Here is a 26596-nt window from a genome sequence, read left to right as displayed (position 1 = left end):
ATTCTCCTCCTATCCCATCAATAATCCATTTCTATAGGTTTCATCTGTCCACGACCATTCTATAGCTCCGTTTCCGATGTCTCTTATATTCGTGATTTTTCTGCGCGTTCCGGTGTAAGTCGTGTATACTGTTCCAGCGTTCCAGCTGGTAGCTGTACACAGCTTTCCTTTGATATCCACGCAAGTGTTTCCCATGATTCTCAACGTGTGTTCGTTGGTGTTGTTGTAAGCTCCGTTGAAATCAATGTATCCATAGGTCGAACCGCTGTATCCTCCAGTGATTTCTCCATAGCTCATTTTTATCCACCAGTCTCCATTTTTCGCCTCGAAACTTCCCTGACAACTTGCACCTTTCATGGTTACATATCCAGATGCCGTGAGCGTAAAGTTTGTGGAACTGATGCTGATTCTGTTCGACTTAATTGAAATAGAGCCAGACTCTGCACTGATCTCTGAGGAAATTTTTCCTTTTGACACTCTCAGCTTGATAGCATCCGCATTGACCTGGATACTGCTTTTCAGTGTATCCTCTGCTTTTTTCGCTCTTGTGACTTCCGCCGTGATATCGTTGGCTGTCAGTTTCAACTGAGACTCAGTATAGGCCGCCGCATATCCCATGATTTCCACGTCTGTGATGTATACCGTTGTATTGGCCACGTTATTGTAGAAATATGTATAAAAATATGGCGGTGTTGCATCATTCTCAAATTCAAATGTTTTCCAGGATGTGCTCAAGTCTCCTGCATTTGTATAGTGTGACGTTCCATCTATTGTCACTCTGATTCTGGCTGTTTTCTCCTGCCCTGATGCACAGGCCGCTTTGAACCTTACTCTGACTTTTCCCTTTTTGTCGAACGGTTTCTGATGCCATCGTAGATAATAGGTGCTTGTCGTATTCGTGATCTGAGCACATGATTTTCCGGAAAACGTGTTCTGTGTAACCTGTGTATTGTTAGACCGGTACCAGCCAGTGAACTTATCTTCGCTATCGGAAAAAGATCCGTTTGTACAGTAGTTATGACTGTTGCTCTCATACATCTCAGATACCTGCTGAGTGATCTTTCCGGCCTCTACCGTGATTCTTGCGTCCACATCGTCAATCAGTTCTTTCACATTTCTCAGTATGCGGATATCCGTCAGATAGATTTGCTGTCCGGATGATCCCGTGATGGAAAGATAGAAGGATCTTGTGCCGGCGCTTGTGTAGGTAACAGTTCTTTTCAATGTATACCATTTATCACAGTTTACCGTTGACAAGTACTGTGAGATTGTATTTCCGGAAAAGCCAAAATAACAATAGCCTGGTTTCTTTCCAGTAGGTGTGTACACCTTAACCTCTATCTCATAGGTGCCTGCCGGCAATGTTCCCAGGCTCTGCTGGATTGATGCTGTGTTTCCGTCTGTTTTTGTCATCAGGATGGCGTTCATATTCCCGGCTGTGCTCTTTGTCACTGTGGCATTGGTTGATGCCGTGAACTTTGAAACATCCAGACTCTGGTTGTCTCCGCCTTTGATATAATCATACCGGTTCGTGATGCTTTTCTGATCCGTAACCGCCAGCTGTATCTTGTCCTCTATCGACTTGATGCTAGTTGTGATAATTTCTTTCACAGCGGTTTCCCGCTTGTCTGTATAATCATTGGCATTCTTTGTGGCCTGTGAGAATTTCCCCTCCAGTTCGGATTTATACTCAACCGTCAGCTTTTCTGAGCTGACAGAGTTGGCCGTGATCCGTTCGCCTATAATCTGTCCGTCCAGTGTCATTCCCACTGTGTACGGTCCTGCATATCCGTTGTGACTGCCTCCGATGCCCTCCTTGTTTATCTGCAGAATCTTTGTGGCCTTTTCTTTGCTCGGAGCGTCCATGTATAGCTCTCTGAGCCAGAGTCCATTTTCGTCAAATTCTTCCAGATGATATCCTCCGGCCGTTCCTGTCATTTTTGCTGTCAGGTTATCAATGGCCGCCCGGACTTCCTGATTCTGGATTTTCCGGCGTTCCTCGGCTGTTGCTGTGACTCCGGAGTAGATTCTGCTCTGCTGTTCTGTATAGGTCAGCTTTCTGTTCTCTCCCAGTGTCAGTGTTGCTCCGTCTGGTTTCTGTAGAGGAATCTGCATCTCCATGACCGGAAAAACTCTGTTCATGCCGTATGGCTTGGCTCTGCACTGAATCCTATCTCCGCACTCAAAAGCATCATAGTCACTATCCATCATTGACAGGTCTACCGCTGTCAGTTCCAGTGTTAAATCCTCAAACTGGTTATCCTCCAGCCACTCTTTTCCTTTTCTGAGCAGGTTTGATGGCTCTGTTACGTCCTGCCAGGTGTTAGTTATCCACACCCACCCAAAGTTTTCCACCGCGCTCTGGTTATAAATGTAATTTGATCCACCGTTTACGCTGGTAATGTCCACATACTTCTCCAGAGCGTCAATCTCTGACTCTCCCTCCAGACGTGCACCCAGTGGAATCAACGCTGTGACAATATTTTCCGCCGTTCTGCTCAGTGAGTAGTCCAGCATATTCAGTCCGAACTCAATCGGCTGGCTGCAATACTTTCCGTATTCTTCCAGCGTGATCCAGTCCAGATATAGCTTGTCATTCTCATGCCGGAGTTTCAGATATCCTCCCAGTTTCTCCACCAGTTTCTCTCTGATCGCTTTCAGCGTGTTCTCAAAGTTGGTGTACCTGTATAAGGAATCGTTTGCATCTGTAATGGTCACTTTTCCCAGATAGATCTTTTTTCTATCCTCTACCTGGTTGTTGTGAATATCCAGAAACGTCTCCAGCATCTGCCGTGGTGTCATATCATGGTACTCAGCCTGCGGCTGTATGGAGTCCGCCAGGAAACTCATTGCGCCGGCGCAATAGACATTTTTGTTTCTGTAGCGGTCTACTTTTGGCTGTTTCCGGACCTCTCCGTAAAATATTTCTCTTGTATCGCGGAACACACTGACCATGCTGCTCCGGTTCTTGATCTTGTCATACAGTGGGTTGTTTGGCGGTACCGAAAACTCAAAGGTTCCCGCATATCCCGTCTGCAGGTTTAGCGTTGGATTGGTCAGTACCGCCTCTTTATCTCCTGGATAGTAGAGGGTCTGACCGTCCATTTTAACTTTATACAATTACAGTGACCCCCTCCTGTACCGGATCGTGAGTGTGCCCGTTCCAGTGAAACTGAGCACCACGTCCTCTGTATTGACTGTGATATCCGCAAAACGGTTCTTTCCTTTCATCAGTGTGTAGGTTTCCCCATTTGCTGTCATTTTGAGTCCCGCTGATCCCAGAACGCTCACGTATATGGTCGGAACGAACGGCATCTGATCTGGAACGATTGTGTACGTCTTTGTCTCTCCGGCCTTGACCGTTATTTCTGTACCCTCGTCTATGATTCCGGTTTCAAAATCAAACGAATCCCACAACCAGTCCTCTGTAGAATCCGCCACATTGTACTTGTATGGGTCAGCTTTCGGAATGGCCAATGTGAATGTGCCTATCTCCCTGTTTCTGTCGTATCCCTGGATAGATGCTCTGCCTGTCCAGTAGAACCCAGAGTCATTGTCGAAAATGACCTTGATTTCTCTGCCCTCTACAAGGTTTCTAAGGTCTGAAATAAAAATATCCCAGTTGTCTCTTGGTTTCTTACCGCCCAGCTCGATGCTGATCGGACGGTTTTTGAATATGCGGCGGCCTGTGATGGCTTCTGAGAAATCCAGAAAGCCATCCGCTCCAGGCACGTCCACATAATAGTTTTCCTGTTCCACATCTCCAATATAATCATTGTTTCCTATTGCCAGTCCCCAGTCATTCAGAGTGTGGAATCTTTCGCCGGTGGCCACGATCTCAATCGTGGCTCCGTTTGTAATTGCGTCCATTATAGGAATCCTCCCTCCTCTGCCAGGATACCCAGCTCTCTATCCATATCTCTTGCCAGTTTAGCCGCTACACCTCCGGTATCCCATTCGATGTTTAAGCTCTTGGCCAGGTATGGCAGATACTGAGCCAGCAATGATGTGATATTCATGATGGCGTTTGTCTGTTTTGCGTTGCTCTGATCCATCATTGCGTTTGCATTGATGGTCATGTCTTTGCTCACGCCCTCGATTGCATCAGCCACCACTGATTTACTCTTTTCGATGCCTTTAGCTAATCCCTGCATAAAGTCCGGCATCCAGGACTCATACTCTGTCAGTGGTCCCTCATCAGGCACTGAGAAATGCAGAAATGATCGGATTGTAGATGCCACGTCTGACACGGCATCTCTGACTCTGCCAATGGCGTTCCGGATTCCGGAAACTATTCCGTCTATGAAATCGCGTCCCCACTGTACCGCCTGGCTTGGCAGTGATGTGATAAAGCTGATTGCTGACCAAAATCCGTTCTGCACAGTTGATCCCAGGCTGCTCAGTGCGTTTCCAATTCCGGAAACCATGTTGTGGAACGCCTGCACCGCTGACTCTTTCAGATTTTGTGCGGTTTGAACCACACTGCTCTTTAAATTCTCCCAGCTGTCGTGTGCGTTCTGCTTCATTTCCTGCCACTTCTGGTATGCAGATTCTTTCAGGTTCTGGAGCGCCTGGATTGCAGAATCTTTCAAATTTGTTGCTGTTTGAACCACAGAATTTTTCAGATTTTCCCAGGTATTGAGCGCCGTCTGCTTTATCATGTCCCACAAACTTGACAGGGTGTCCATAAATCCTGTAACCAGAGTGACCACATGAGTGACCAATCCCTCTGCAAATGATGTGACCACCTGCTGTATTCCAGACCAGATCTGTGATGCAGCGTCCTGGATATTCTGCCAGATATTTTGTGCATCGGACGCCAACTGAGTGAAATCTCCTGTTACCAGGTCGATCAACAAAAGCACCGGTGCAAGTATCGTATTTTTCAGCAACTCCCAGGCTCCTGATGCAATCTCCGTCAGACCGGACCAGATGCCCTGCAGCGTAGTGACTGCATTCTGCCACAATTCCTGTATGGTTGTTACGATTGATGACAGCACAGGGTTTTCCATCATGGACTGCCAGATTCCTGAGAAGAAATCAGCCACCTGCTGCCAAATTCCTGACCACCATTCCGGGATGCCCTGGAACCATGAAACCACGTTCTGCCATGCCTGCGGTATTGTATCCGTAAAGAATGAACAGATTGACTGCCAGATCTGAGAAAAGAAATCTCCGACCTGTTGCCAGATTCCTGACCACCATTCCGGAATGCTTTGGAATTTTGACACCAGACTGTCCCATGCCTGCGGTATCGTTTCGGTAAAAAATGAGCAGATTGATTCCCACACTTGTGAGCATTTCTCTTTCACTTTTACCCATAAATCTCCGAACCACTCCGATATAGCGCCCCAGTTTTTCACGATGGCTATGATTGCGGTAATTGCTGCAGCTACACCGGCAATGATTCCGATAATCGGCCCCAATGTTGCCACGCCTAAAATACTTACGATATTTATCACGGCCAATATGGCAGGGGCTAGAGTGGTAAAGGCGGCAATCACAGCCCCCAGTATAACCACGAAATTCTGTACCGGTTCTGGCAGTTTTCCGAAAAACTCTCCCACCTGTTTCAATCCTGCTGCTATCGGTGGAATGATATTGTTTGCCAGGTTCATCAGTGCCTCTCCCAACGGAATCAGGCTCTGCTCCAGCTGTCTCATGCTTGCCTCAAACGTCTGGGAGTCTGTCGTGGACTGGTCGAACATATTCTCTGCTGATCCAGCCACGTCATCATATGTGTTTCCCACAGATGTGAGCGATTCTATGAACTTCGCATTGCCGTCCTCGGCCATTGTACCGAATGCCAGCGCTGCTTTGTTCAGTTTGTCCTGCTGGTTCTCTGTGTTTTGAATATCTGTCACAATGGCATCAATAACATCTTTCTGTGTAGCTCCGCCCTGCTGCCACTGTTTAAATACATCCTCAACTTCTTTGCTCCAGCCTCCGGTTCCGGCTTGTACCTCCCCGGTCTTTTCATCAATTTTGCTCAGGGAATCCGCTATTGTTCCATCAACCAGTCTGGTCGTGACTTCGTTAATGGCATCGTTTACCTTGTCCAGGTTATACGCTCCATTGTCCAGTCCGTTCTGCAATAGTTGGAAATACTCCTGAGCGGAATAACCGGCCTGAGCGAACTTTCCAGAATACTCTGAGAGGTTATCCCCCAGCTCGTTTGTCTTATCCAGTCCATTCTGTGTACCCTTTACGATATAGTCCATGGCCTGCTGTGCCGTGAGTCCGTACTGCTCCATGAGGCTGTTGACACCTCGGAGAGTCTCATTCATGTCAATTCCATACAGCTCATCCAGCGTGATTGCCTGCTCTGTCAGATGTGTCAGTGTAGTCTCATCCAGATCTTTCAGGTTCTTTTTGACCGTAATGACCGCGTTTGATACAGAGTCCATGGAATCTCCCACGCCCTCAGCATATACGTCCTTGATGACTCCGGCTGTTTCCTCAGCCGCTTTCCCGGTTTCTCCAAAATAAGTGGACGCTTTTACTGTGGCATCTTGTGTCTCCAGAAAAGCGTCCTTTGCTTTGTCTCCTAATTCTGTTATTTTATCCCCCAGTCCAGAAAGCTGATCGGCAGCCTCCATCAATGCCCCTGCTGAGAGGGTTTTCCCCATCTCGTCCAGTTGTTCTGATGTGTTGTCTGCCTGTGTTCCTGCTTCTTTCAAGTCCTGGATGAGGTTCTTGATTGCCTGTCCATCGTCTACCGTATCCAGAGCGTCTGTCATCTGTTTGATGTCAGCTTTTCCGTCTGTGGCTGATCTTCCGATCTTTTCAATGGCTAGTTTCAACTGATCTGATGATGCAGATCCGTTTTTGATTGCTGTTACCAACTTACTGCCCAGGACGTCCGCATAATCATCCACGTCCGCTCCCAGAGCATCAAATAATTTGCTGAGACGTTCGGTATTTGTAGCCAGTCTGTCCTGTTCGGTGTTCAATCCGTCCAGTTCTGACTGATATCGGCTCAATGTTGCCTTGGTTGCCTCAACTTCTCGCTGGAAAGCCATGTACTCCTCCTGGCCAATCTTTCCGGCCTCCAGAGCTGCTGTCACATCTTTCTGTGCCGCCTCCAGCGTGTCCAATTTGCTTGCTGTGTCTGCTATCGCATTTTTCAGTAATTCCTGTTTTTGCGCTACCAGCACCGTATTTGATGGATCTAATTTCAGCAGAGTGTTCACGTCTTTCAGCTGTGCCTGAGTATTTTTCAGCTTGTCGTTTACACCGCTTAGGGCTTTCTGCAGGCCTGTGGTATCTCCGCCGATTTCAATCGTTATTCCTTTGATATTCCGGCCTGCCGCCATCCTGTTCCACCTCCTTAGAACTTGTCAAAATCCTCCTGTGTTGCCATCTTCGGATATTTGTATGAATCATTCTGTTGCTCAGTAAACATATCCATGACCATTCCGACCGTTAGCAGATCAAGATCCCGGATAGAGATTCCGACCTGACAGCATCTCAGGAGGAACAGTGGAGTATTTAACTCCCGGCTACTCGGTCTAAGTTTTTTTTTGCCTGACTTTTCGTCTCCTCATTCATATTCCAGAGTTCCAGAATGGCAGGCAGGATCTGATAAATGGAAAATGTGTTGAACTGTTCCAGCCAGTCCATGATATCCGGCGGTACATTCTCCGGATCCGCGTGCTGTGCCATGATATACGCGATATTTTCAAACATTTCCAGGTCCTCAATCGGAATCTCGCTTGACTCCTTATCCTCTTTTTTGCCTTTCTTTTTCACAGACTTTGCGATTTTCTGCAAATCCAAGAAAAGATCTCTGCGGAATTTCATCCGGTAGATTCTCGGCACCGCTGCTGACGCCTTGAACTCCACCTCTCTGCCATCAATTTCCACCTTTTTTCTCAGCATAATCTATCCCTCCTATTTCTTTGTTCCAGCTGCCTGTGCCACCTCGCTTGTCGCGGCAACCGGCTCATATACTTTGTTGTACCAACCTGTATATGTTCCATCTGCTGTGTCCGGTCCTGTCTGTACTTTTACCAAACCGTCTTTTCTCGGACTATTTGTGATTGTCAGTGTCTCTGTTCCAGGGTCTACTGTCTCCTCTTTTGTCTCGGATGCAATAGACGGTCTTGTGCATGTGCAGTTATATAAGCATCTGCGGATTGCTTTCACGTCTCCATCAAACTCAAACAGCAGAGCGAACGGATTTGTTGTTTTGTTTGCATTTTCCGCAAGGACGCCATTTTTGTCCTGTTCTTCATTGAGAATTTCCACGCGGAACCAGCTCGGAATGAGTGCCATTTCCAGATCTCCCTCATATCCGTTGTTTGCGCTTGTCACATAGTACGCGATTCCGTCTGCGTGGAACTTGGAAATCTCTCCCTGTGCGTCCAGGCTGATGCTGACCGCTCCAGGAATACTTTTCGGATTATCATACGTGTATGTAGTTGTTCCCTCTGTAGTCTTTTCTGTCTGCTTGGCCACATGGACGTTTTTAATGTTGTACTTGACTTTATTCTCTGTTCCAGTCATTTTCTATACCTCCATTTCATATAGCGACTCCCACATTTTCTCCGACTCCAGCCACTCAGAGGCTGTCTGCTCCCAGGCAATGTCATGTTTGTCCAGGATTTCCTCCAACTTTTTCTCCAGCTCCCAGTCTTTGTCATCTGTGTAGAGTTCAATATCCAGTTTCGTTATCTTTTTGTATGTCTTGCCATCTGCGAAAAAATTATCTGTTCCCGGTGTCAGCCATACAACAATAGGGAGCGGGATGTCCTGCATCTCTTTCTGTGTGAAATGATGATATCTGAACGGGATTCCCATTTCTCCCAGCATCTGCTCAATCTGATCTTTTGTCATAGTCTCGTCCTCAGCTCCTTTTCTAGCTCATCTACTGCTGCCTCCTCTGCAAGTGCAATATGCACTATGGCCTTGGTTCTTCCGCCACTTCGCTTCTGGTGGCCTTTTTCCAGGAGATGTGTCAGAGCGTATTCCGGTTTTTCCGCATGGACAACCATTGTATGCTTTGTCCGTTTGGTCTCTCCTGTCCCGTAAGTCCATGACGCTGCATAGTCTCCTGTCAGCCTTGGAGATGTTTTATTCAGCATTTTGGCCGTATCCTCGGCAACTTCCTTGGATACTTTTTCAACCTCCAGGCCAACCGCAACGCCATAATCGTCCAGCTCTTTCATGACAGCCTTGGCCAGATCTCCAATTTTAACCGCCACCAGAATCCCTCCCGTCTTTGAATGGGTGCACCAGTTTTTCCAGTGACAGGTACAGCGCCGGTGGTTTCGTGTCGTACTTCGGCTGTACCTGCTTAATCTGATAATGTCCGGCCCGGTCTTTCATCTCTGACTCGTCAAATGTCATGTTATCCCATAACCAGTCCGTCTCATTTTCCAGAATAATCACATCGTTGACCTCGATCTGCTCCGCATCCAGTATCTCCAGTGGAACTGCCAGGAGCTTATCCACCTGGTTTCCGGCCGTTTGCGCCTGCCAGTATCTGGTCACGCCTACCGTCCTGTTTCCAAAACGTATATGCTCCAGTTTTGTTCTAGTCAGACTCCGTTCGTCTGCTTCACAGATCGTCAGCAGGCCATCTCCAAAATTTTCAAAATGCTTACTGCTGATCCGCGGCATATCCGTCCACCTTTCTGTCTATCTGCAGAGAAATGATCTCATCTCTGTAATTCTGCCAGAATTGAGGTATCTCCCCCGCTCTGGCATACATGACATAATCAAAAAGGAGCGCTTTTTCCTGAGTTTCCTCATAGAAATTGCACTCCCCTATTTTTCCGCTTATGGCAGCCATTCCTCTTTTGACCATGCCCCTCATCTTCTCATCTCCCAGGGAATCATCCCAGGTTATCTCCAGATAATTTTTGATCTCGTTTAGGAGCTTGTTGTCTTTATCGTCTGCCATAATTCATTTACTCCTTTGTCACTGTTACTTTGTAGCTCTTTGTCTGTGCTCCGTCAGTCACTTTTACAGTCACAGTATTGGAACCCTCGGACCAGTTTGCTGCTGCTCCATTTGTCACTTTCACATCTCCCACCGTGATCTCAATTTCCGCTGTGGAACTTGCCGGTACCGCTGTGATTGTGTTGGACGCATTCTGTGTGGTTGCTGTGTATTCTGTGGTTCCTGCTGCAAATGTCGGAGACAGTTTCAGTGCACCAACTTTCAAATCTGCCAGTGTTGCATCATCTGTCTTTGCTTTTTCTGTCTCGCTTACAACCTTAAAACGTAACGGCTGGAGATCCTTGATATCCAGAACCTGGAAAGCATTGTTATCCAGTGCGAAACCATGAGCATACAGCTTGATGAGATATACTCTCTCATCTTCCAGGAATCTGTATTCGTCAGAATATTCAATTTTTCCATTTTTAGCCATTCCAACGCCCAGGAAATACTTGGTTGCCATTCCATATACTGCCTTTCCCTCCGGAACAGCTGCACTCTGAATGATTTCAGCGTCCACCGGGAGCACAGATGCATAGATTCCATCCGGCGTCAGCATCCTTGTGGCCGGGAGCACTCTGCGGAAATAATCTACCGGATTAACCAACAAAATGAGGCTTGTGACAGTTCTTGCCTGTCCTTTGTCGTTTCTGGCCATGATTGCTGTAACATTTCCCATCTGTGCCATGTCCAGTGCAGTCATTTTGATAGTGTTTTTGTCCGGATATTTTCCGCCTGTCACAACAACGCCCTCTCCGACCTGTTTCATCATACCGATTGGCTCATCTTTTCCAGTTCCCTGTACAATACCGTACTCCAGCCCGTTTGCCAGTGCCTCATAGAGCACCTGACGCACGTATGTATCCAGCCATGTCGGTCCTAAATCCAGCATAGCCTTGGAAACCGGCAGGAATGCGCTCAGTTTTTCCTGTGTTACATCTACCTCTTTGAACCCAGATGTCAGCTCCTCGATGATCTTGGCTGTCAGCTTGCCCCATGCTGCTTTCTGCTCGCCGTTTGTATTCATCATCATTCTTGTCAGACCTGTCACTGTGGTTGCATTCAGCTTGGACAGGAGCGGGTGGTTTGTCTGGAGTTCATCAAAGACAGAATCAATGATTGTTTCCGGCATAACCACCTCAACGTCATTGAGAGCCTGTTTCGGATCTGTGGATCTCATAGCCTCAATGATTTTCTCGTAATACTGTTTTTCCTTGGATGTCAGCTGGCGTACACCTCTCTGTGCCAGAATTGTTGCATCCTGCTCCACCAGCATCTCTTTGGCCTGCTCCAGAACATTGTCCTCAATCTTCTGGCACAGCTCAGTGAACGCCTCACTGAATGCTTTTGCATCGTCATCTTTGATGGCCTGATTCATTTTTTCAACGATCTTGGCCTTTTCCATCGCTAATACGTCTTTATTCTTCATATCAGTTCTCCTTTACATATTTTGGAATAATTTTGCTAACTGGTTTGTGAGTTTCTTTTCTTCCGGCTCTGGTTTTGGAGTCGGTACCGGAGGTTTTGGTTCTCCTCCCTGCTGCCGCATAGACTCCAACTGTTCCCGAAATGATTTCTGCTGTGCAATCACACCGGACAGCTGCTGCACGCGGCTCATCAGTCTCTGCTGTACATCCTTATCATCAGCCTGGTAGCTGTCTACCCGGTCAATGAGGCCGTATTCCAGAGCTTTCTCCGGTGTTAGGAATGTTTCTGCCTCCATCATGTCAATGAGCTGCTGTTCTTCCAGGTTTGATTTTTCCAGAAAAATCTGTCTGTTTGACTCCATGAGCGTATCCAGATCATCTGCTGCTTTTCTGAGTTCTTTGGCATTTCCATCCACACTCATCCACATATTGTGAATCAATGCAGATGTTCCCAGTCCCATAACGCGCTCATCACACGCCTGCAGGATCAGGAACGCTACGCTGTAGGCAACTCCATCCACATATCCAACCTTTTTGCAGTTCTTCTGTTTCAGCTGGCTATAGATCGCCACGCCCTCTTTGACAGATCCTCCGTTTGAGTTGATATGCAGCTCAATGGTTGCTGTATCAGGAATTGCTGCAAGCTGCTCCTGGAAATACTTTGCAGATGTCTCCGATTCCTCATAGCTCCATGTGCTCCAGTTAAATGTGCCGTATGCTGTCACATCGTCATAGATGTATAATTTGTGAGTATCGTCCTCTGCTTTCTGAAAACATACAAATACTTTATCCTGTCTTGGCATTCTTCCCACCTCCTTTCTGCTGTTCTTCCAGGATTTCCTGGATAGTTGAGTAGTTTTTCGTGATGAAATGCTGGTCTGCCCAATCCTCATCTATCGGAATCTCTCCCAGTGCTCTCAGAATCATATTCACTGTATAGATTCCGGAGCTGATGAGCTTGTCTGCTGATGTTGCAATGTCGAACATGTCAATATGTTTGACTCTCATGGTGTCGATCTGTAGCTTTGTTCCTTTCTGTATCCCGTTTTTTCCAATCCTCTTGCGGTTGATTTCCTGCATGAACATCTGTGCAAGCGGGTCCAGGCAAAACGTCAACATCTCGTCCACTGCTTTCTCGGTGTCCTGCACGTCTCCCTTGGCCAGTGTAGGCGGCATGGAGAATCCTCTGGCTGTAAAGTCAAAGATGTCATCATACTGACTCTTGATATCACGACTGGTTCCCTCACTGTAAGTCTTTGAGCCAATGTCTGTGTATGAATATCCCTCAAACAGTGGCAGGACAGCGTTTGGGCTTTCAAAGAATGACTTGAAATACTCATTCATGAGCTTTTCCAGTTTCTCATTGAACAATTTGTCACTCTGAGCCATTGCCGAAATGTTCAGGGTTCCCCTGCTGCCTCTGCTTTTGAGATACGATTTTGCAGAATAATCAATCAGCTTGCTGTATGAGTCATACAGGTGCTGCATGATCCGGTTTACATTCTTGTTGTTGAGTGTCCAGTGAAGCACGTCTGAACTTCGGAATGACCGCGAAAATGTGTAATCATCCACCTGCACATTGGTATAAGTGTCTCCATACAGTGCATTTTTCGTCACGGAAAAATCATCAGCCACCAGGAGCTGTCCGTCATAGCTCTCTACAATCAAAAGCTCATTGTTCCGGAACAACTGCTCCATAGCCTTTGATAAAAATTCTGCTTTGTTCTGGTTGCGGTTCGGTTCGTAGTTCCATAGATAATATTCATCTTTGAACAATTCCTCTCCCTCGTAAAACGTGCGAAATTCACATTTTGTCAGAGCGTTGGCAATCTTCCCTACACAAGTCCAGAACGCCAGCTCTCTCAGACATATTTCTGTTACTGCATCACGAACCTGTTGATCTGCAATTTCCACAGATGATACTCTTTGCACATCTTCTTCCGGTTTTTCTCTTGCCTTGAATAGCTTTCTGAGACTCAATCCCATGTCTGTTTCCTCCTTTCTGCGCTAATATGTGAATACGCCCAGATCCGGTGCGCTTACGCTCTGAGCATACGGCAGGTCATCCTCTACCGTCATAGATGCAGCCAATGCCATGAAAGGGTCTGTCTTTCTTGACTTTGCCTCAATCTTTGCATATACAAAGTTTCCAATATCGGCATCATCTTCCTTTCCCGGTTTCCGGCCGTATCTAACCATCTTTGTGTTATTTGTTGCCCAGCGCAACACTGGGTTATCTCCCCACACGAAATAGTCATTTGCAAAACAGCTGTCTATAACCGGCGCAACTTTCATGATGTCTGACGGTCTTACCAGTTTTAGGTTTTTGTACACTTTTGCATCAAAACCAATGTTCTGCAGATACTTGGCCACCAGAGCATAGCGGAAATCATCTATTGCCATTTTCTTGATCGAATAGTATTCCATCTGCGTTGCAATATAGTCCACGATCAGCTCCGGGTGGATTTCCACATCATCAACCAGTGTGATATGTCCCTGATCCGCCCATTCTTTCCATGGTGCCTTTATTCTTGGCAAGTCTTTTGACTGCAGGCAGAGCCAGGAATGGTTTAGATCATACCTGGTATCCACGTCTCTGAAATGGAGATTGACAGAAATCATATCAGTGACTTTTGAGAAGTCGATGCCACAGGTGCACATTCTTCCCACCAGATCATCTACCGGTATAGGTCTGTTAGTGGCTTTGATTCTTTCATAAGCACACACTTTGATCTCGCTGGAACCGTCTGGGAGGTTCATTCTCTTGGTCATGAATGCCGTGAACTTCTCAGGCCGTTTCAACCAGTCTCTGTATTCTTTCCGGATCTCCTCCATGAGATCCGGTAGGTATCTCAACGATGGGTTTGCCTTTTCCCAGTTCTTCTCATCGTGTACCTCTGCCTTGCTGTCCAGCCGGCAGATAAACGGCAGTAGTCCGTTGTCCGGTTCTCCTCCGAATAGGATTCCCTCTGCTGTCTCCAGCAGATCATCCAGTGGTCCCTCCCTGACATCTCCCTGGGTAGTGTAATATGACCGGCGTGGGTGTTTCTTCTTTCCCAGGCCGGTCGTAAATACATTGATATTCTTATAGTCTTGATACTGATGAATCTCATTGAGCACTACCATTCCGGAGCGGAGACCATCTTTTCCGCCCGGATTGTTTGTATGTCCCTTTATCGTTGACCTTGTGCTCTTGCAGACCACTTTCTCCCTTGTCCACTTAAAAAATCGCTGGAGCTTTTTGAGCCACTTAGGCTGCTCGAATGCTCCAACGATATCCTGTACCGGCCGGAGAGCCTGGTCCTCATTGTTCGCACAGATATCAACGTCATATTCTCTGATTCCGTTGTATTCGGATGCCAGTGCCGTTGATTCCAGCGCTATTGTTCCGTCTTTTCCCGCACCTCGTCCAATCAGGCAGAACAGATCCGGCCACCTTGGCCGTCCATTCTCCCGCCAGTACGTGCAGTCATGCAGTCCAATCACGAACTGCTGCCACGGAAAAACCTCATCATACGGGAAATATCGTGCCAGTCCCAGGTAGTCCGTCAGCTGCTGCTGGTCCACATAGATGTCCTCCGTCTCAAAACACTTTCTGACATGTTTCATCAGTGCCTTGACATCTTTGGACGCCTCCACTTTTCCTGTCTCCACTGCCTCCATGTAGGCTTCTATTCGTGGATCACAGTTTGTCATCATCGTCATCCCTTATGGTTTTCTCCGTGGTCAGACCCAGCTTGTCCAATATCATAAGCATTTGCTTATTTACGGCCACCAGATCTTTGACGGATTGATTTTGTTTTATGATGGTGGCCTTGCCGGATGCAGATTGTGCCTCATAGGATACTCCTCTCTTTTTTATGTCTGTTTTTAGCTTTTTCTTGATATCGTAGAGGGCCATATAGTCATCTATGAGGTCCAAAAAACATGAAATATCAGCCTGTTTTTTCTCAAGCTGAGAAATTAAACTTTCTAATATATCCGATTTTTTTTGCGCCATATTCCCACCCCCCTATTTTTTATTTTTTTATCATGTGCGAACTTTCTCGGCGTTGTCGAGGCCACCCACCGGTCTCCGTGGTCGAAATTAAAACGCTAATTTTTTCGACCGGGGGTATACGCTTTTTTCTGTGCTTTCTGTCCAATTTCCAGAGCAAAATCCGGATTCGTTGTGTGATTGCACAGCCCGTCTATTGCATTTATATTATGCATACAGAACTCTTTGTCACATTGCGTATTCTTTTCCGGATCACAGTTGAATACCTTTATCTTTTGTCCTCCGCATTTGATAATCTGTTCCTGCTTCATGTTATCCCTCTTTTATTTTTCCTATCTTCTGAATGATTCCGTCCACAGTGTCATTGACTGCTGCCACATCATCAATCAATCTGTCTAACTGGCCACGTTCCACATCTACCTGCACCGTGATTCTGTTCGTTGGTCTCTCCTGCAGTATTGCGTATCCCATCGGCATCAATGGCCCTCCGGAACAATCCGCACACACTCGACCGTCTTGATACTCTCTCGGTATCACATTCAGCATTCCGCACGCCTGGCATTGCGTAACCATATAATCTGCTGTATCGCTTGTCCTTGCCATATCAATCCCACCTTTCCTCTGTCAGAGTTTCTTTCTTCTCTGGTTTCCTGTATCCATGCACTGCCTCATGGCAGTCGTGGCACAGACTGACCAGGTTCCTCTTTCGTACACCATTCCACTCATACCATATCTCCAGAGCCATGTCCGGATGTTTCTTGACATAGTTCACATGATGCACTGTCGTAGCTTTCGTGTATATCTTCTTTGCCTTGCATCTCTGGCACTCTCCATGATCCATCTGCAGAACCTCTCTGCGTACTTTCTTCCACGGTCCCCACACGTAGAATCTGTGAATGTCCTCTCTGATGCACTTTTTCACATAATCAATCTGTTCTTGTGTCATGTCTCCTCCAACGAAAAAAGCTCCGGGTTTTCCGGAGCCTTTGTGAGGGATAATGTCTGAGAATCTTGGTTCTCATCTTTTGGACCTTATCAATATAACATAAAAGTTGTCCTGTGAGTACCGCACTTTCAGATCCGCTTTGCCATGAGGTAATAGAAATATCTTCTGACCTCATAGAAATATGTCCTCTCGCATGGTATCCCTTTCTGCTTCATCCAGTGAAACGTTGCTCCCTCCGTAGTCACATATTCCAGCAGATACTCATATAGGCTCTTATTGTCCCCTACCGCATCCCTGACTGTATCCTCAACTTTATACATCTTCTCACGCAACTCTACTCTGCGCTCTGCCAGGTTGGCTGTTGCATCACTGCCACTGTGCGCCCCTGGCATTCCGGTTATCTGAGGACTCTTGACGGTTGATGTCCTGCTGCCCAGCTCCTCTCTCCATTCCGGATATTGCAGACAATATGAGTATGCCGTTCCGAATGCGTGTTTGCTTATCCCATATTTCTTTTTGTTCAGTGGTCGCACGTTTGGCATCTTTATTCCTCCCTACTCGTTACAATCTCCCGCAAAGTCCTCAGTATCCAGAAATTTTATATATCCCGGAGATACCTGTCCCACGGTTCCGTCCATAAATTCCACAATTCCCAATGTGTACGCTATCTGGCCTCCTGGGTGTCCTCCGATCATCGGAGACGCGTCTATAACCTGTTTGATTTCATCCCATTTATGAAACAGTGCCTTTCTCTGTACTTTTCTCGTCCTGCCCTTTGGATTCTTTTCAGAGCAAGTGACCAGACACTTTCTGTATCTGTTTTTCTTTGATACCTGATGAAACTCCTCCAGTCTTTTCAGATTCTCCTCATGAACCTGTCCATGATATGATCCTGCCATGTTCTTTCCTCCTTATCCTGCTGACATTGATACTCCGCAAATTCTTCCAGAGCCTTTCCCCACTCCTCTACAGTGTGCTTTTCTCCGATGCTCGTGGAAAAATGTCTCTGCTGCTCTTTCATTAAATTCCTGACCATTTTTGCCCTGTTCTTCTCCAGGTAATTCTCCCATTCCCGTTCCATCTGTTCCATGAGCTTTTTCTGTCTGTAATGTCGGACAGGAGCCGTGATGATGTCATGAATCACTGCTCCTATATCGCACATTCCGTCTTTTATGCAATCGAATCCGACTGCGATCGCGAACATGGCCACTATAATAACGGCCAGCTCTATTGCAATCATATCCTCCATCATTTGTCCTCCTCGCATATGCACCACCATTCGCACCACAGGCAGCAATGGTGGCATTTCTTCTTTCTGGCCTCAATCAGCCAGTGTCTCAGTCTTTTTATCATGTCTTTTCTCCTCGCAACGCTCGCATTGATTCTCCGATGCACCAAAACAGCCAATACAGTCCGGTTCCAGGAACATGAACCCGTCTTTTGTGTCCTTTTTCGGTTCTTCCTGTTTTTCTTCGTCCAGATAGTTCCTGCCGATCAGACTCATGAACTCTGCTCTGCTGTGCGTTCTCTCATATGCTCTCTGTCCGTCTCTGTGCAGTATCCGCATATTCTTGTGATTGTTATGTACTGCCTCTGGCCCCATGATATGATGGTCCAGACATAAATACACCTTTAAGCCCTCCGCCTCAGAGTTCTGGCGGTTAGGGCCATCATAGATGTGATGTTCATGGACTACCGGATATCTCCGATAGTCCCCTTTTAACTTCATGCAGAGATAGCAAGTGCCATCCTTGCAGTGCAGGATACTGGCTTTATGTTTTTTTCTCTTTTTCTTTCGCTGTGGTTTTGGGTACATCATTCCTCTGGCACCTCCGGCGTGATATCTACACCTTTGAGGCTTTTCAAAACCTTGATGTTCTTGTCATCTGTCCGGAAATGTGCTCTCAGCTTGCAGACATTGTTTTTCCACAGGATTCCTCTGAACGGATTGAAAAATGGTTCTGTGACTGAATATTCTCCTCTCTCATTCTCAATCATGGCGTTGTTGATGATTGAAATGAATACGTTGTTTATCGGATAGATCTGGCCGGTCAGTTCGTCCTGCAGGAGCCTCTGAGCGGTCCCCTGTGTTCCAATCAGGATCACGTCAGTGATGGTCAGAGTATCCGTTCCGAATCCCTCCTCGTTTATTGCCATCGGCATCTCAATCTCGATCTGGTTTCCCTCTTTTGTTGCCTTAAACCGTTCTCCCGGTCTTGGCAGCTCTCCGATCAGTGTGATGATGTCTCCCAGTGTTTTTTTCGGAATGAAATCCTTGTTGACACTTACCTCCCAGTATGATCCGGCCAGATACAGCCAATCATTTCCTTGTGCATCTTGCGTCCTGGCTACCACCAGGCCGGTCTTGTATGCCTTTTTCATCAAATTGTTTAATACGCTCGTTGATAAAAACATTGTTATGCCTCCTTTTTCTCCTCAATCGAAAATACGGCCATCAGTAACGCCAGAATGATGTATGTGAGTTTTCCGTGTATCTCAAATCCAGGAACAAAATGCACTGCTGCCATCAGCTGTATTATTCCGGATGCTAATGCCATGATGATCGTTATCAGCATGGCTATTCCTATTCCCGCCCCGTTTCCTGGCAGTGCCGCCAGAATCAAGACTCCCATCATTATCACTGTCAGAACGATTGACGCTATCAGGAGCGTTGCCACTACCAGAACCATTGTCCTTGTATCCTGTATCTTTACATACTCCGGGAACATCCATGCTGCTCCCCAGATGATTGCAATTTTGATTATCATGTTGATTATGTTTCTCATAGCTTCATGCCTCCTATGTTCTCAATCGTTAAAATATAATATTTCTTTCCTGGTTCTGCTCCCCATTCTTCCCGGCCATATCCGGCCGATAGTGAGCACTCTGCCCATATTGTCGGTACATCTTTCCCGTATCCGTTCCGGAATGCCACCAGTTGCACTCTGTTTTTCTGCAGTTCCGGCATTGGAGCGCGGATCAGTTCATCTCCCACCCAGATCATTCCGAATGCATCCATGAGCCTTGTGTCATAATATGGCTTGATATCTCTGTACTCCTCTTTTTTCTCTCCGGAGAGGATCATATCAAACCATTTTCGTTTTATTGGTAATATCAGCATCTTGTCCTCCTAGTTAAATGGAATGTTGTCCTCAATGCCGTCCGGAATGTTCATGAATCCATCTCCAGCATCTGCAGGCTGTGGAACCGGTGCATTTCCGTCTCTTTTGCTTTCTGCGAACTCCTGCTCCTCCAGGACTACCTCAGTGGTATAGATTTTTCTGCCCTCTCTGTTGGTGTAGCTCCCTGTCTGGATTCTTCCAGAAATTGCCACCTGCATTCCCTGGCGAAACCATTTCTCTGCAAACTCCGCCGCCTTACCGAACGCCACACACGGAACAAAATCCGCTGTCGGTTCATTATCTCTCTTGAATCTCCTATTGACTGCCAGTGTGTACCTGGCAACTGCTGTGGAATTGTCTCCTGCTGAGTATCGCACCTCTGGATCTCGTGTGAGACGTCCCATCAAAATGACCTTATTCACTCTTTTTTCTCCTTTTCACTACCTGTGTGTTTCTGATCCGGATTGCTCTCTGTGTTCCTGGTTCTGCATCAGTCTCCAGAATGCCCTCATCAATCATGTCAATGAGGTGTCTGTGCACTGTTGTTCCGGATATTCCTACAGCCTCTGCTATCTCTTTGTTACTTGGCGCGTATACGTGTTTTGTTATGTATGCGCCGATAAATCTATAGATTTCTTCCCGGATTGCTTTGTATTCCTTTGCACTTCTCATACTGCTGTCCTCCTACATCCAGACGCCCACTAGAGACGGCACATCTGCCGCCCCTCTTGGAATGAATGTCATGGCCGTGTGCTCTTTGATGTCTGCTGTTATTTCTTCCAGTGTCTCTTTGACCATGATTGTGTCTGTTGCTTTGTCCAGCTCGTAGATTCTGGCCACGTATTTGTCCGGGAAATCGTCTGGATGACCGTATACCGCTACAAATGGGACTTTCAGACCAGAGAAATCTACCTCTCTGATACTCTCCACCCTTTTCTCCTGCACTTCTTTCTCCTTTCTGACAGGGTTCTGGCCGCTACCACCGGCGGCTCCTCTGTCTCTATGACTGGTCTGCTGTATTTCTTTCCCATATCTTCAAACACTCTGGCCATGCTCTCCGCAACTCTTTGGAGTGCTTTGAACATCTCTGCAAATGCGTCTCTCAGGCCGTTTCCGATTCTTTCAATATCCTCCGGTGTGAGATTGTATACTTTCATTGCCTCCATTTCTTCCGGTGTATACTTCGTTACCGCTGTTTTTGGGGGATTGTGACCGTGGATCTTTTTATACTGTTTCTTTGCCTGTCGTTTGTTCATTTTGTTCTCGGAATCTTTTGCAGGCTCTCGCTCGTCCGTTTCTCACTTCCGATGGTCTGAGCATCCTGCATATTCCTTTCTTCCCTCCTCTCGGCCCTTTTCTGATCTCTTTATAGTTTTCACATTCTTCACAATGTCGTTTCTTCTCGTCTATATCCTGCCTTGTTAGCCTCGCATACTCATTCATGATTTTCTGCAATGTACAATTCTCACACTCTTTTTCACATCCGTTCTCACATGGCATATCTACATAGTCAACTTCCTCAGTTCCTCCACTCGTTACCGGATTTGTAAACGTGCAATACTCTCTTGGCACATACATATCTCCGTAAACTCTTGTCATCTTTATCATCTTGCGTCCTCCATCGGTTTTCCAAACCGGTCAACCTTTTCACTGAGCCATTTGCGCAAATTCCATGTATTTGCCAGATCTGTCACTAGCAACCGGTGGCTCTTGTATTCATCAGCCATATATTCCGCCATTCCCTGCTCTGACAGCCTGTCCATGTACTCTTTTCTGGTACCATATACCGCCTCTATGACTTCTGTTTCTTCTGTCTGCTCTCTCTCGGCCGTTTCCGGTTCAGATTCTGCTGTTTGATTTTCTGCGTCTGAGCTTTCATTTTCTCCGGTTTCATCATCCTCAACCTCCTCTTTTTCTAGTGTTTCCGTGGATTTTTGCGCGGGCGCAATTTCCTCTCTCTGGCTCTGCGCTCCTGTCTGTTCATCGGTCCTCTCTGCAGGTTCTTCACAATCTGCTTGGCCGCTTTCTTCTCCATCGGTGTCATCTTCCTCTTGTCCTGTTCCTGCTTCATCAGCTGCTCCATGATCTTCCATGCCTCCTTTCTCAATCTCCTGGACATCATCAGCGCCAGTTTCTCCAACTGCTCCACCGTCATCCTCTGGCTTAGGAGCTTTTGTTGCATTTTCTTCTCTTCCTGGCTCATTGGCCGTATCCTGTACTGTGCTTTCTTCATCATCCGCTCCTCCAAAATGGTTCTGCCAGGTCTTAGCCCCTGCTGCCGTATCATCGAAAATCTCCCTTGTCAGCTGATAGAACTCCCACCAGGTCATATCCTTTGGCGTATCTCCGAATTTCTTAAATGTGACACGGTTTTCATACATCATCATGAAATACAGTCCTTTTTTGTACGAACGGTTTCCGGCCGGATTTACTATTTCAATGAATCTGTTGATTGTCTGCTCATCAAACTCCTCCCCATATACTGCATTGAGTATGAGTTCATTGTCCTGATAGAACTTTTCGACCAGCTGACTGATATCATCAGCCACGCCTGCTGCCGGTTCGGTTTTGTTAAACCTTTTCAGCTCTCTGATATCCTCTCTGGACGTTTCCGGTTGAATCATCTGTCTGTCAGCGTCTGGCAGTTTCAGCATCTCCTCCAACTGGCTCCTGCCCAGTTCTGCATATTCCGGCCGGAGCTGTTCGGAATATCCGTCAATAGAATACTCCCGGTTGATGCTCATAAACCTGCTTGTGATAGACGGTCCCAGGCCATACTCGGCCTGAGCAAATTCCGCTATGCTTTTGTATCCGTCCTGTTCGTAGAGCTTCTGATCGTCAATCTGTCTCAGAGCGTATCCGATCCGGACAAAACTCTGTTTCACTCCCAGGAGTTCCTGTTTCAATTTCTGTTTCATCTGTACCCAGTCATCCAGGGTCATCTGCACATATTCCATGTTTACCTCCTTACGCTATTGCCGCCGTCTGGATTGTTTCTGTCAGCGTTCCTGTTTTCAGTTTCATCAGCCAGGTGTTCAGCCATAACTGCATATTCTTTTCATCTGGTTTTTTGTCCTTGTCCCCGTACCACTGCAATATCCTTGGATTTTTTGCATCTATCTCAACCGTGATGTACGGAACGTCAGGCTCTTCTTTGAATCTCAGCATCAGTATGTACGTCTTTCCAGTGTTGTGCTTGGCCAGATATGTGTTTCCTCCCACGCAATGATGGAGCAAACGCCCCTCCATGACAATTTCCTCTGCCGATCTGGCCGGTCTGATGATATATTTATCATCTTCGTAGAGATATTTATTTCTGAGTCCTCTGTAAACGTGCCGAATCTCCGGATAACGCTCTGCCACCTCTTTGAGGTGTTTGTCCATTTCTTCTTTGTTGGTTTCCATGACCATTTTGTTATGTTCCGCCTCTAAGTCCTGCGGCTGTTGATATACCGTGTTGTTGAGGTCGTATCCCAGGTTTATTCTCATGCTCAGATAGTCTGCATAGGTTGTGGCCGTGTGTCTGATCCGGGCTGAGGCACTGCTGCACTCTGTCCCATACTCACAACCGGAGTATTTCTCTATGCGATTGAGTAATTTTTGCAAGGTCATGTATCTGGTGGCCGTTTCCACCTGTGTTCCACTCAGATTTGTTTCTGCCAGGTGCTCCACCTGTTCATCCGTCCAGTTCTGTCCCTGGCGTTTCTCCATCTGCATGACTCCCAGCAGGTGTGTGTCTCCTTTCTTTCTGATGAGCTGCTTTACTCTTTCCTTTCGGATTCCCAGGAACTGATCCGGCCGTCTTGCATTCTCATCAGCAATAATGCCGTAGTAGCATTTGACCAGTTTTTCTACCACATCGGTCAGTCCCATTTTTACCAGAACCTCAATCTGTGGCGTCTGACTGTAACGCTCCAGGTAGTCAATCGGATTGACCTCTCTCACGCTCTTTGCGTATTCCTGTAATGCACTGTACTGGAATATTGTCCCTTTCATTTCTTCGTATGTCTCTGACATGATCAGACCGGCGCTGATAGGGATATTTGCCATTCCATACAAATTGCAGTCATCCCAGAAATCTTTCCCCATGTACGGATCATGTTTGTGATAGTCTATCTGGACTTTTTTTCCTGGCTCAAAATATGCTCTCGCAATCTCCACTCCGGAGAGTTCTTCACTTGCGTTGTACATCTCCGGACCTTTATCCCCACAAATGAATCCTAGCGTCCACTTTTTCCCAACTTCCACATAACGCATGACCATTCCGTTTTCTTTGTACTTCTGTCCCAGGAATAGATAGATATATTTGTCACAAGTGCCTTTCACTTTTCCCTGGCACTTGTACTCTCCACGCGCTCCGCACATTGGACAGGTGCCATAGTGCCCCTCTCTCGGTTCTTCCGTCCATCTCTGGAACTGGCTTTCGTAGGAAATTCCGCTTTTCCATCTCGCATCTGTAACTCCTCCGCACTTGCTGCAGGCTATATGTGCCCAGCAACCATGCTTTTTGTAATACAGATAATGCTGATTGTGAAAATGCAATCTGTCAGCTCTGTCCAGGATCTCTTTCTCCGGCAGTTCTTTGGTGTGCGCCATTCTATCTGCCAGTGCCTCCTGGCGGCGCATATACACCTTGTGTTCTCTGTTCCGTCTTGCCGTTGTTACAATGTCATCCTGCAGGTTGTATATGTATTCCCACCATCTGTTCTCATTCCATACATTTCCCTTACAGAATTTTTTTAACCTTTCCAGATCTTCCGCGCTCTGCAGGAGACTCTCTTTTTCTATTTGCTGCCATCCGGATGCATCTCCATTCTGCTGCCAGATGAGTCTGCCCCATCCTCTCTCTGCTTCTATCTTTTCTCTGGTCCATGTGTCTTTTTCTGGATAATATGTTCCGAAATCTTTCTTTGTGGTCACGATCCGCACTACTGGAGTGTCTTTCAATTTCTTTTTGTTCCTGTATATCTCCAGAAATAAGTGCCTTTCATGTCCTACTATCTTGACCGCTGTGACACCGATGTATTTCACAGCTTTCTTTCTGCTGGTTTCCTTTAATCCAAAATATGGGATTTTTTCTATCGCTTTCTTTTTCATCCGTCCCACCTACTTTCCCATGTAGTAGTCCGTGATAATCTGCTTTGCTCTGGCCATGCCCGGGATCCCCAGCGTGACCTTTCCTGCAGATACGCCTGCTGCCTTGATGATATCCTTGTCCACGGTCTGCTGATTCTTGAATGACCACATCAGGAGCGCTGCTATGCAGCCTTTCAGTGACTTTCCTTTCTTCCGGACATTGAATGCCAGCAACTCATTTTCCATGCACTGGCCTCTCAGGTACTCCACCCAGTCCTCCATGATTTCTTTCGGTTTCAGTTCTGCCACCTCAACATCAATCTTTCCCAGTGCCGCTGTCAGCTGATCGCACAGTACCGGAATTTCTCCCTGCAGATACATATCCACGAAATCACTCTGGATTCCGTTCTCCTTTGCCATGGCTCTCAGTGACTCTGTGTCTCCCTCATTGAACAGATTCTCCGCAAGCTCATTGATTTCTCCAAAAGAATTGAGTTCTCCAAACTTCTCAAACATTGCTATTCCTCCTCTTTGTCTTTAAATTTCATGCCCAGCTTTTTCCCATCTTCCAGGATTCTCTGCATCTCCGCCTCACACTCTCCAGGACGCCGCACCGGTGCAAACGTCATTTTGGTGCCGTTCTTTGTCGGTTTTCCCATTTTCTGTAGCACCGCGCCTTTTGTCTGGAGTTCGTCCAGTCTGATGCAGATGGCTGCGATCTGGTATATTCTCTCTTTCTCATCGAACAGCTTTTTAGTCATTCTTGGAAACATCAGCTGATATTTCATGATTGTGATCTTGTGTTCCATCATCATCCCTCTTTCGCTTTTCTATTTCTCCCTGCAGCCAGCCGGTGTATTCATGCTTTCCCGGCTCTGTCAGTATGAGATGCCTGTTTGACAGTCTCCATATCTCCATCCACTCCTGCTGATTGGCCACTGGTTTCCGCTTACTGGTCAGAAACTCATTCCCAGCCCATACGGCCAGGTTGCGCTCCAGCATATTGAGAACGAAATCATCCTCTGTGCAGATGCAGACCTCACAGGACTGGTTGAACCTGTCCAGGGCTTTTGCCAGTGCTGTCAGTACGGTCTGATGATATGTCCCTGTTATCTTTCCAAAACCCTCACGGGTTACTGCCTGGCCGGAGACCATTACCTCCAGCACATATCCATAGTGTTTCTCTGTTGCTTTCGGAGAGGAGCTGTCTGTCTCTATGTAGATTTTTACCTGCTGCATTTTATTCCCGCCTCCTTTTCAACCGGATCATGGTGTATCTCCGGTACTTGTATCCTGTTACCGGATTGATACCCTCGTGGATCTTGGCAATGTAATATCCTTTTTTGGGTTTTGGTTCTTCTTTCCATCTTCGGAGCTTGTCAACCTTTGGCTCCGGCAATGGCATATTGCGACTTGTGTTATAATTTGCCTCGCTGAGTCTCGGTTTTCCCGGTTTCCCGTCTTTCTTCTCCTCAGTGGTATGCTCATCCTTGGTCATGTAGTTGGCTAGCTTTGTGAAATCCTCGTCATAGTATTTGCTATTCTTGATTTCAATGGACCAGGTTCCTCCCTTTGTCCATGCCTTTGTGATGATACTGGCTGTGTCTCCAATCTCATTGATGACCAGATGAATGTGCCAGGCTCCCTTTTTGCCTCTCTCTATGTTTCTTATCCAGAAAACCTCATATCCTCGCTTTTTGAACTCACGTCTCACGTATCTCATGGCTTTCTGAAAATCTTTCAATGCCGCCTGCATATCTGGTGGCCTGTTTCTCACTTCATAGGTCCATGTCGCAAAGATGTCTCCCTCACGGAAATACTCCAGCATTCTCTGTCTGCACCTCTTGGCTTTGTTCTGAGCATTGACCGCCCTCATCTGTTCCTCTGTCGGTTTGGCTCTCTTTGCCCTCCCTGTTCCAGGACCTCCATACCTACCATCATGGAACTCCTCTACATCAATGACATCTCCCTGTCTGAACCTGTATCTCTTTCTCTTAACCATAGTCTCTGTGTCCTATCTTTAATATCTTTATCAAGTCCGAACGGGGTCAGCTCATGCCCCGTTTTTCTTGACTTTTTCGG

At 46.8% G+C, this 26596-nt stretch carries 35 protein-coding genes; all 35 read right to left on the bottom strand.

Annotation, left to right across the window (positions count from 1 at the left end):
- Positions 1 to 9: 9 nt before the first annotated feature.
- The 35 genes from DWW86_RS00375 to DWW86_RS00205 all read right to left on the bottom strand — a co-directional run bounded on the left by DWW86_RS00375 (position 10) and on the right by DWW86_RS00205 (position 26516).
- Complete coding sequence (locus DWW86_RS00375) at positions 10 to 3120, bottom strand: phage tail protein (RefSeq protein ID WP_117941943.1); 3111 nt, start codon at positions 3118 to 3120, stop codon at positions 10 to 12.
- Positions 3121 to 3870: a phage tail family protein gene (locus DWW86_RS00370; protein ID WP_117941942.1), complete on the bottom strand. Its 750-nt coding sequence runs from the start codon at positions 3868 to 3870 to the stop codon at positions 3121 to 3123.
- Positions 3870 to 7316 carry a phage tail tape measure protein gene (locus DWW86_RS00365; protein ID WP_117941941.1) on the bottom strand — a complete coding sequence of 1149 codons (3447 nt, stop codon included), beginning with the start codon at positions 7314 to 7316 and terminating at the stop codon, positions 3870 to 3872. The genes DWW86_RS00370 and DWW86_RS00365 overlap by 1 nt, the downstream gene beginning before the upstream one ends.
- Positions 7317 to 7491: 175 nt before the next feature.
- Positions 7492 to 7881, bottom strand: coding sequence for a hypothetical protein (locus DWW86_RS00360; RefSeq protein WP_117941940.1), 390 nt, complete (start codon positions 7879 to 7881; stop codon positions 7492 to 7494).
- A 12-nt stretch (positions 7882 to 7893) separates the two neighbouring features.
- Positions 7894 to 8508 (bottom strand): major tail protein, encoded by a 615-nt coding sequence (locus DWW86_RS00355; protein ID WP_117941939.1) that lies wholly within the window; start codon positions 8506 to 8508, stop codon positions 7894 to 7896.
- Between the two features lie 3 nt (positions 8509 to 8511).
- Positions 8512 to 8838: a hypothetical protein gene (locus DWW86_RS00350; protein ID WP_117684548.1), complete on the bottom strand. Its 327-nt coding sequence runs from the start codon at positions 8836 to 8838 to the stop codon at positions 8512 to 8514.
- A complete protein-coding gene (locus DWW86_RS00345) occupies positions 8835 to 9206 on the bottom strand; it encodes an HK97 gp10 family phage protein (RefSeq protein WP_117941938.1) in 372 nt (123 codons plus the stop codon). The genes DWW86_RS00350 and DWW86_RS00345 overlap by 4 nt, the downstream gene beginning before the upstream one ends.
- Complete coding sequence (locus DWW86_RS00340; RefSeq protein WP_117684551.1) at positions 9196 to 9624, bottom strand: hypothetical protein; 429 nt, start codon at positions 9622 to 9624, stop codon at positions 9196 to 9198. Before DWW86_RS00340 ends, DWW86_RS00345 begins: the two co-directional genes overlap by 11 nt.
- Entirely contained in the window at positions 9605 to 9907 is a 303-nt protein-coding gene (locus DWW86_RS00335; protein WP_117684553.1) for a hypothetical protein, read from the bottom strand. The genes DWW86_RS00340 and DWW86_RS00335 overlap by 20 nt, the downstream gene beginning before the upstream one ends.
- Before the next feature lie 7 nt (positions 9908 to 9914).
- On the bottom strand, positions 9915 to 11375 hold the full coding sequence (locus DWW86_RS00330; RefSeq protein ID WP_117941937.1) for a phage major capsid protein: 1461 nt from the start codon (positions 11373 to 11375) through the stop codon (positions 9915 to 9917).
- Positions 11376 to 11387: 12 nt separating this feature from the next.
- Positions 11388 to 12176, bottom strand: a complete 789-nt coding sequence (locus DWW86_RS00325; protein ID WP_059085966.1) for a head maturation protease, ClpP-related — start codon at positions 12174 to 12176, stop codon at positions 11388 to 11390.
- A complete protein-coding gene (locus tag DWW86_RS00320; protein ID WP_117684558.1) occupies positions 12160 to 13359 on the bottom strand; it encodes a phage portal protein in 1200 nt (399 codons plus the stop codon). The genes DWW86_RS00325 and DWW86_RS00320 overlap by 17 nt, the downstream gene beginning before the upstream one ends.
- Before the next feature lie 21 nt (positions 13360 to 13380).
- Positions 13381 to 15078, bottom strand: a complete 1698-nt coding sequence (locus DWW86_RS00315; RefSeq protein ID WP_243116286.1) for a terminase TerL endonuclease subunit — start codon at positions 15076 to 15078, stop codon at positions 13381 to 13383.
- Complete coding sequence (locus DWW86_RS00310; protein WP_059085968.1) at positions 15056 to 15373, bottom strand: P27 family phage terminase small subunit; 318 nt, start codon at positions 15371 to 15373, stop codon at positions 15056 to 15058. Before DWW86_RS00310 ends, DWW86_RS00315 begins: the two co-directional genes overlap by 23 nt.
- A 95-nt stretch (positions 15374 to 15468) precedes the next feature.
- Positions 15469 to 15681: a hypothetical protein gene (locus DWW86_RS00305; protein ID WP_117684563.1), complete on the bottom strand. Its 213-nt coding sequence runs from the start codon at positions 15679 to 15681 to the stop codon at positions 15469 to 15471.
- A 1-nt stretch (position 15682) separates the two neighbouring features.
- On the bottom strand, positions 15683 to 15973 hold the full coding sequence (locus DWW86_RS00300; protein WP_117941936.1) for a hypothetical protein: 291 nt from the start codon (positions 15971 to 15973) through the stop codon (positions 15683 to 15685).
- A 1-nt stretch (position 15974) separates the two neighbouring features.
- A complete protein-coding gene (locus DWW86_RS00295; protein ID WP_117941935.1) occupies positions 15975 to 16316 on the bottom strand; it encodes an HNH endonuclease in 342 nt (113 codons plus the stop codon).
- Between the two features lie 128 nt (positions 16317 to 16444).
- Entirely contained in the window at positions 16445 to 16858 is a 414-nt protein-coding gene (locus DWW86_RS00290) for a hypothetical protein (RefSeq protein ID WP_117941934.1), read from the bottom strand.
- A 12-nt stretch (positions 16859 to 16870) separates the two neighbouring features.
- Positions 16871 to 17215: a hypothetical protein gene (locus DWW86_RS00285; RefSeq protein ID WP_117941933.1), complete on the bottom strand. Its 345-nt coding sequence runs from the start codon at positions 17213 to 17215 to the stop codon at positions 16871 to 16873.
- Positions 17173 to 17565: a hypothetical protein gene (locus tag DWW86_RS00280; RefSeq protein WP_117941932.1), complete on the bottom strand. Its 393-nt coding sequence runs from the start codon at positions 17563 to 17565 to the stop codon at positions 17173 to 17175. Before DWW86_RS00280 ends, DWW86_RS00285 begins: the two co-directional genes overlap by 43 nt.
- A gap of 72 nt (positions 17566 to 17637) precedes the next feature.
- Complete coding sequence (locus tag DWW86_RS00275) at positions 17638 to 18135, bottom strand: hypothetical protein (protein ID WP_173692384.1); 498 nt, start codon at positions 18133 to 18135, stop codon at positions 17638 to 17640.
- Positions 18132 to 18731, bottom strand: coding sequence for a hypothetical protein (locus tag DWW86_RS00270; RefSeq protein ID WP_117941931.1), 600 nt, complete (start codon positions 18729 to 18731; stop codon positions 18132 to 18134). The genes DWW86_RS00275 and DWW86_RS00270 overlap by 4 nt, the downstream gene beginning before the upstream one ends.
- Positions 18732 to 18733: 2 nt before the next feature.
- Positions 18734 to 19102: a hypothetical protein gene (locus DWW86_RS00265; protein ID WP_117941930.1), complete on the bottom strand. Its 369-nt coding sequence runs from the start codon at positions 19100 to 19102 to the stop codon at positions 18734 to 18736.
- Positions 19099 to 19437, bottom strand: a complete 339-nt coding sequence (locus DWW86_RS00260) for an ASCH domain-containing protein (protein ID WP_117941929.1) — start codon at positions 19435 to 19437, stop codon at positions 19099 to 19101. The genes DWW86_RS00265 and DWW86_RS00260 overlap by 4 nt, the downstream gene beginning before the upstream one ends.
- Before the next feature lie 9 nt (positions 19438 to 19446).
- Positions 19447 to 19860 carry a single-stranded DNA-binding protein gene (locus DWW86_RS00255; RefSeq protein ID WP_117941928.1) on the bottom strand — a complete coding sequence of 138 codons (414 nt, stop codon included), beginning with the start codon at positions 19858 to 19860 and terminating at the stop codon, positions 19447 to 19449.
- A complete protein-coding gene (locus DWW86_RS00250; protein WP_117684575.1) occupies positions 19853 to 20110 on the bottom strand; it encodes a LexA family protein in 258 nt (85 codons plus the stop codon). The genes DWW86_RS00255 and DWW86_RS00250 overlap by 8 nt, the downstream gene beginning before the upstream one ends.
- A 12-nt stretch (positions 20111 to 20122) precedes the next feature.
- On the bottom strand, positions 20123 to 20368 hold the full coding sequence (locus tag DWW86_RS00245; RefSeq protein WP_117941927.1) for a hypothetical protein: 246 nt from the start codon (positions 20366 to 20368) through the stop codon (positions 20123 to 20125).
- Positions 20347 to 20694: a hypothetical protein gene (locus tag DWW86_RS00240; protein ID WP_117941926.1), complete on the bottom strand. Its 348-nt coding sequence runs from the start codon at positions 20692 to 20694 to the stop codon at positions 20347 to 20349. Before DWW86_RS00240 ends, DWW86_RS00245 begins: the two co-directional genes overlap by 22 nt.
- On the bottom strand, positions 20663 to 21046 hold the full coding sequence (locus DWW86_RS00235) for a hypothetical protein (RefSeq protein WP_117941925.1): 384 nt from the start codon (positions 21044 to 21046) through the stop codon (positions 20663 to 20665). The genes DWW86_RS00240 and DWW86_RS00235 overlap by 32 nt, the downstream gene beginning before the upstream one ends.
- On the bottom strand, positions 21043 to 22395 hold the full coding sequence (locus DWW86_RS00230) for an ICP22 family protein (RefSeq protein WP_117941924.1): 1353 nt from the start codon (positions 22393 to 22395) through the stop codon (positions 21043 to 21045). The genes DWW86_RS00235 and DWW86_RS00230 overlap by 4 nt, the downstream gene beginning before the upstream one ends.
- Positions 22396 to 22405: 10 nt before the next feature.
- The gene (locus DWW86_RS00225; RefSeq protein ID WP_117941923.1) at positions 22406 to 24535 is read right to left on the bottom strand and encodes a PcfJ domain-containing protein; all 2130 of its coding nucleotides are present in this window, start codon (positions 24533 to 24535) and stop codon (positions 22406 to 22408) included.
- A gap of 9 nt (positions 24536 to 24544) precedes the next feature.
- Positions 24545 to 25030 (bottom strand): hypothetical protein, encoded by a 486-nt coding sequence (locus DWW86_RS00220; RefSeq protein WP_117941922.1) that lies wholly within the window; start codon positions 25028 to 25030, stop codon positions 24545 to 24547.
- Between the two features lie 2 nt (positions 25031 to 25032).
- Entirely contained in the window at positions 25033 to 25323 is a 291-nt protein-coding gene (locus tag DWW86_RS00215; protein ID WP_181985271.1) for a hypothetical protein, read from the bottom strand.
- Entirely contained in the window at positions 25268 to 25753 is a 486-nt protein-coding gene (locus DWW86_RS00210; protein WP_117941920.1) for an RNase H family protein, read from the bottom strand. The genes DWW86_RS00215 and DWW86_RS00210 overlap by 56 nt, the downstream gene beginning before the upstream one ends.
- A gap of 1 nt (position 25754) precedes the next feature.
- The gene (locus DWW86_RS00205; RefSeq protein ID WP_117941919.1) at positions 25755 to 26516 is read right to left on the bottom strand and encodes a rolling circle replication-associated protein; all 762 of its coding nucleotides are present in this window, start codon (positions 26514 to 26516) and stop codon (positions 25755 to 25757) included.
- Positions 26517 to 26596: the final 80 nt, after the last annotated feature.

It is taken from the genome of Ruminococcus sp. AF17-22AC, assembly GCF_003460065.1.
In the GTDB taxonomy this organism is placed as follows: domain Bacteria; phylum Bacillota; class Clostridia; order Lachnospirales; family Lachnospiraceae; genus Blautia_A.
The sequence above is the reverse complement of the archived record's forward strand: the minus strand, read 5'-3'. Positions and strand labels throughout refer to the sequence as shown.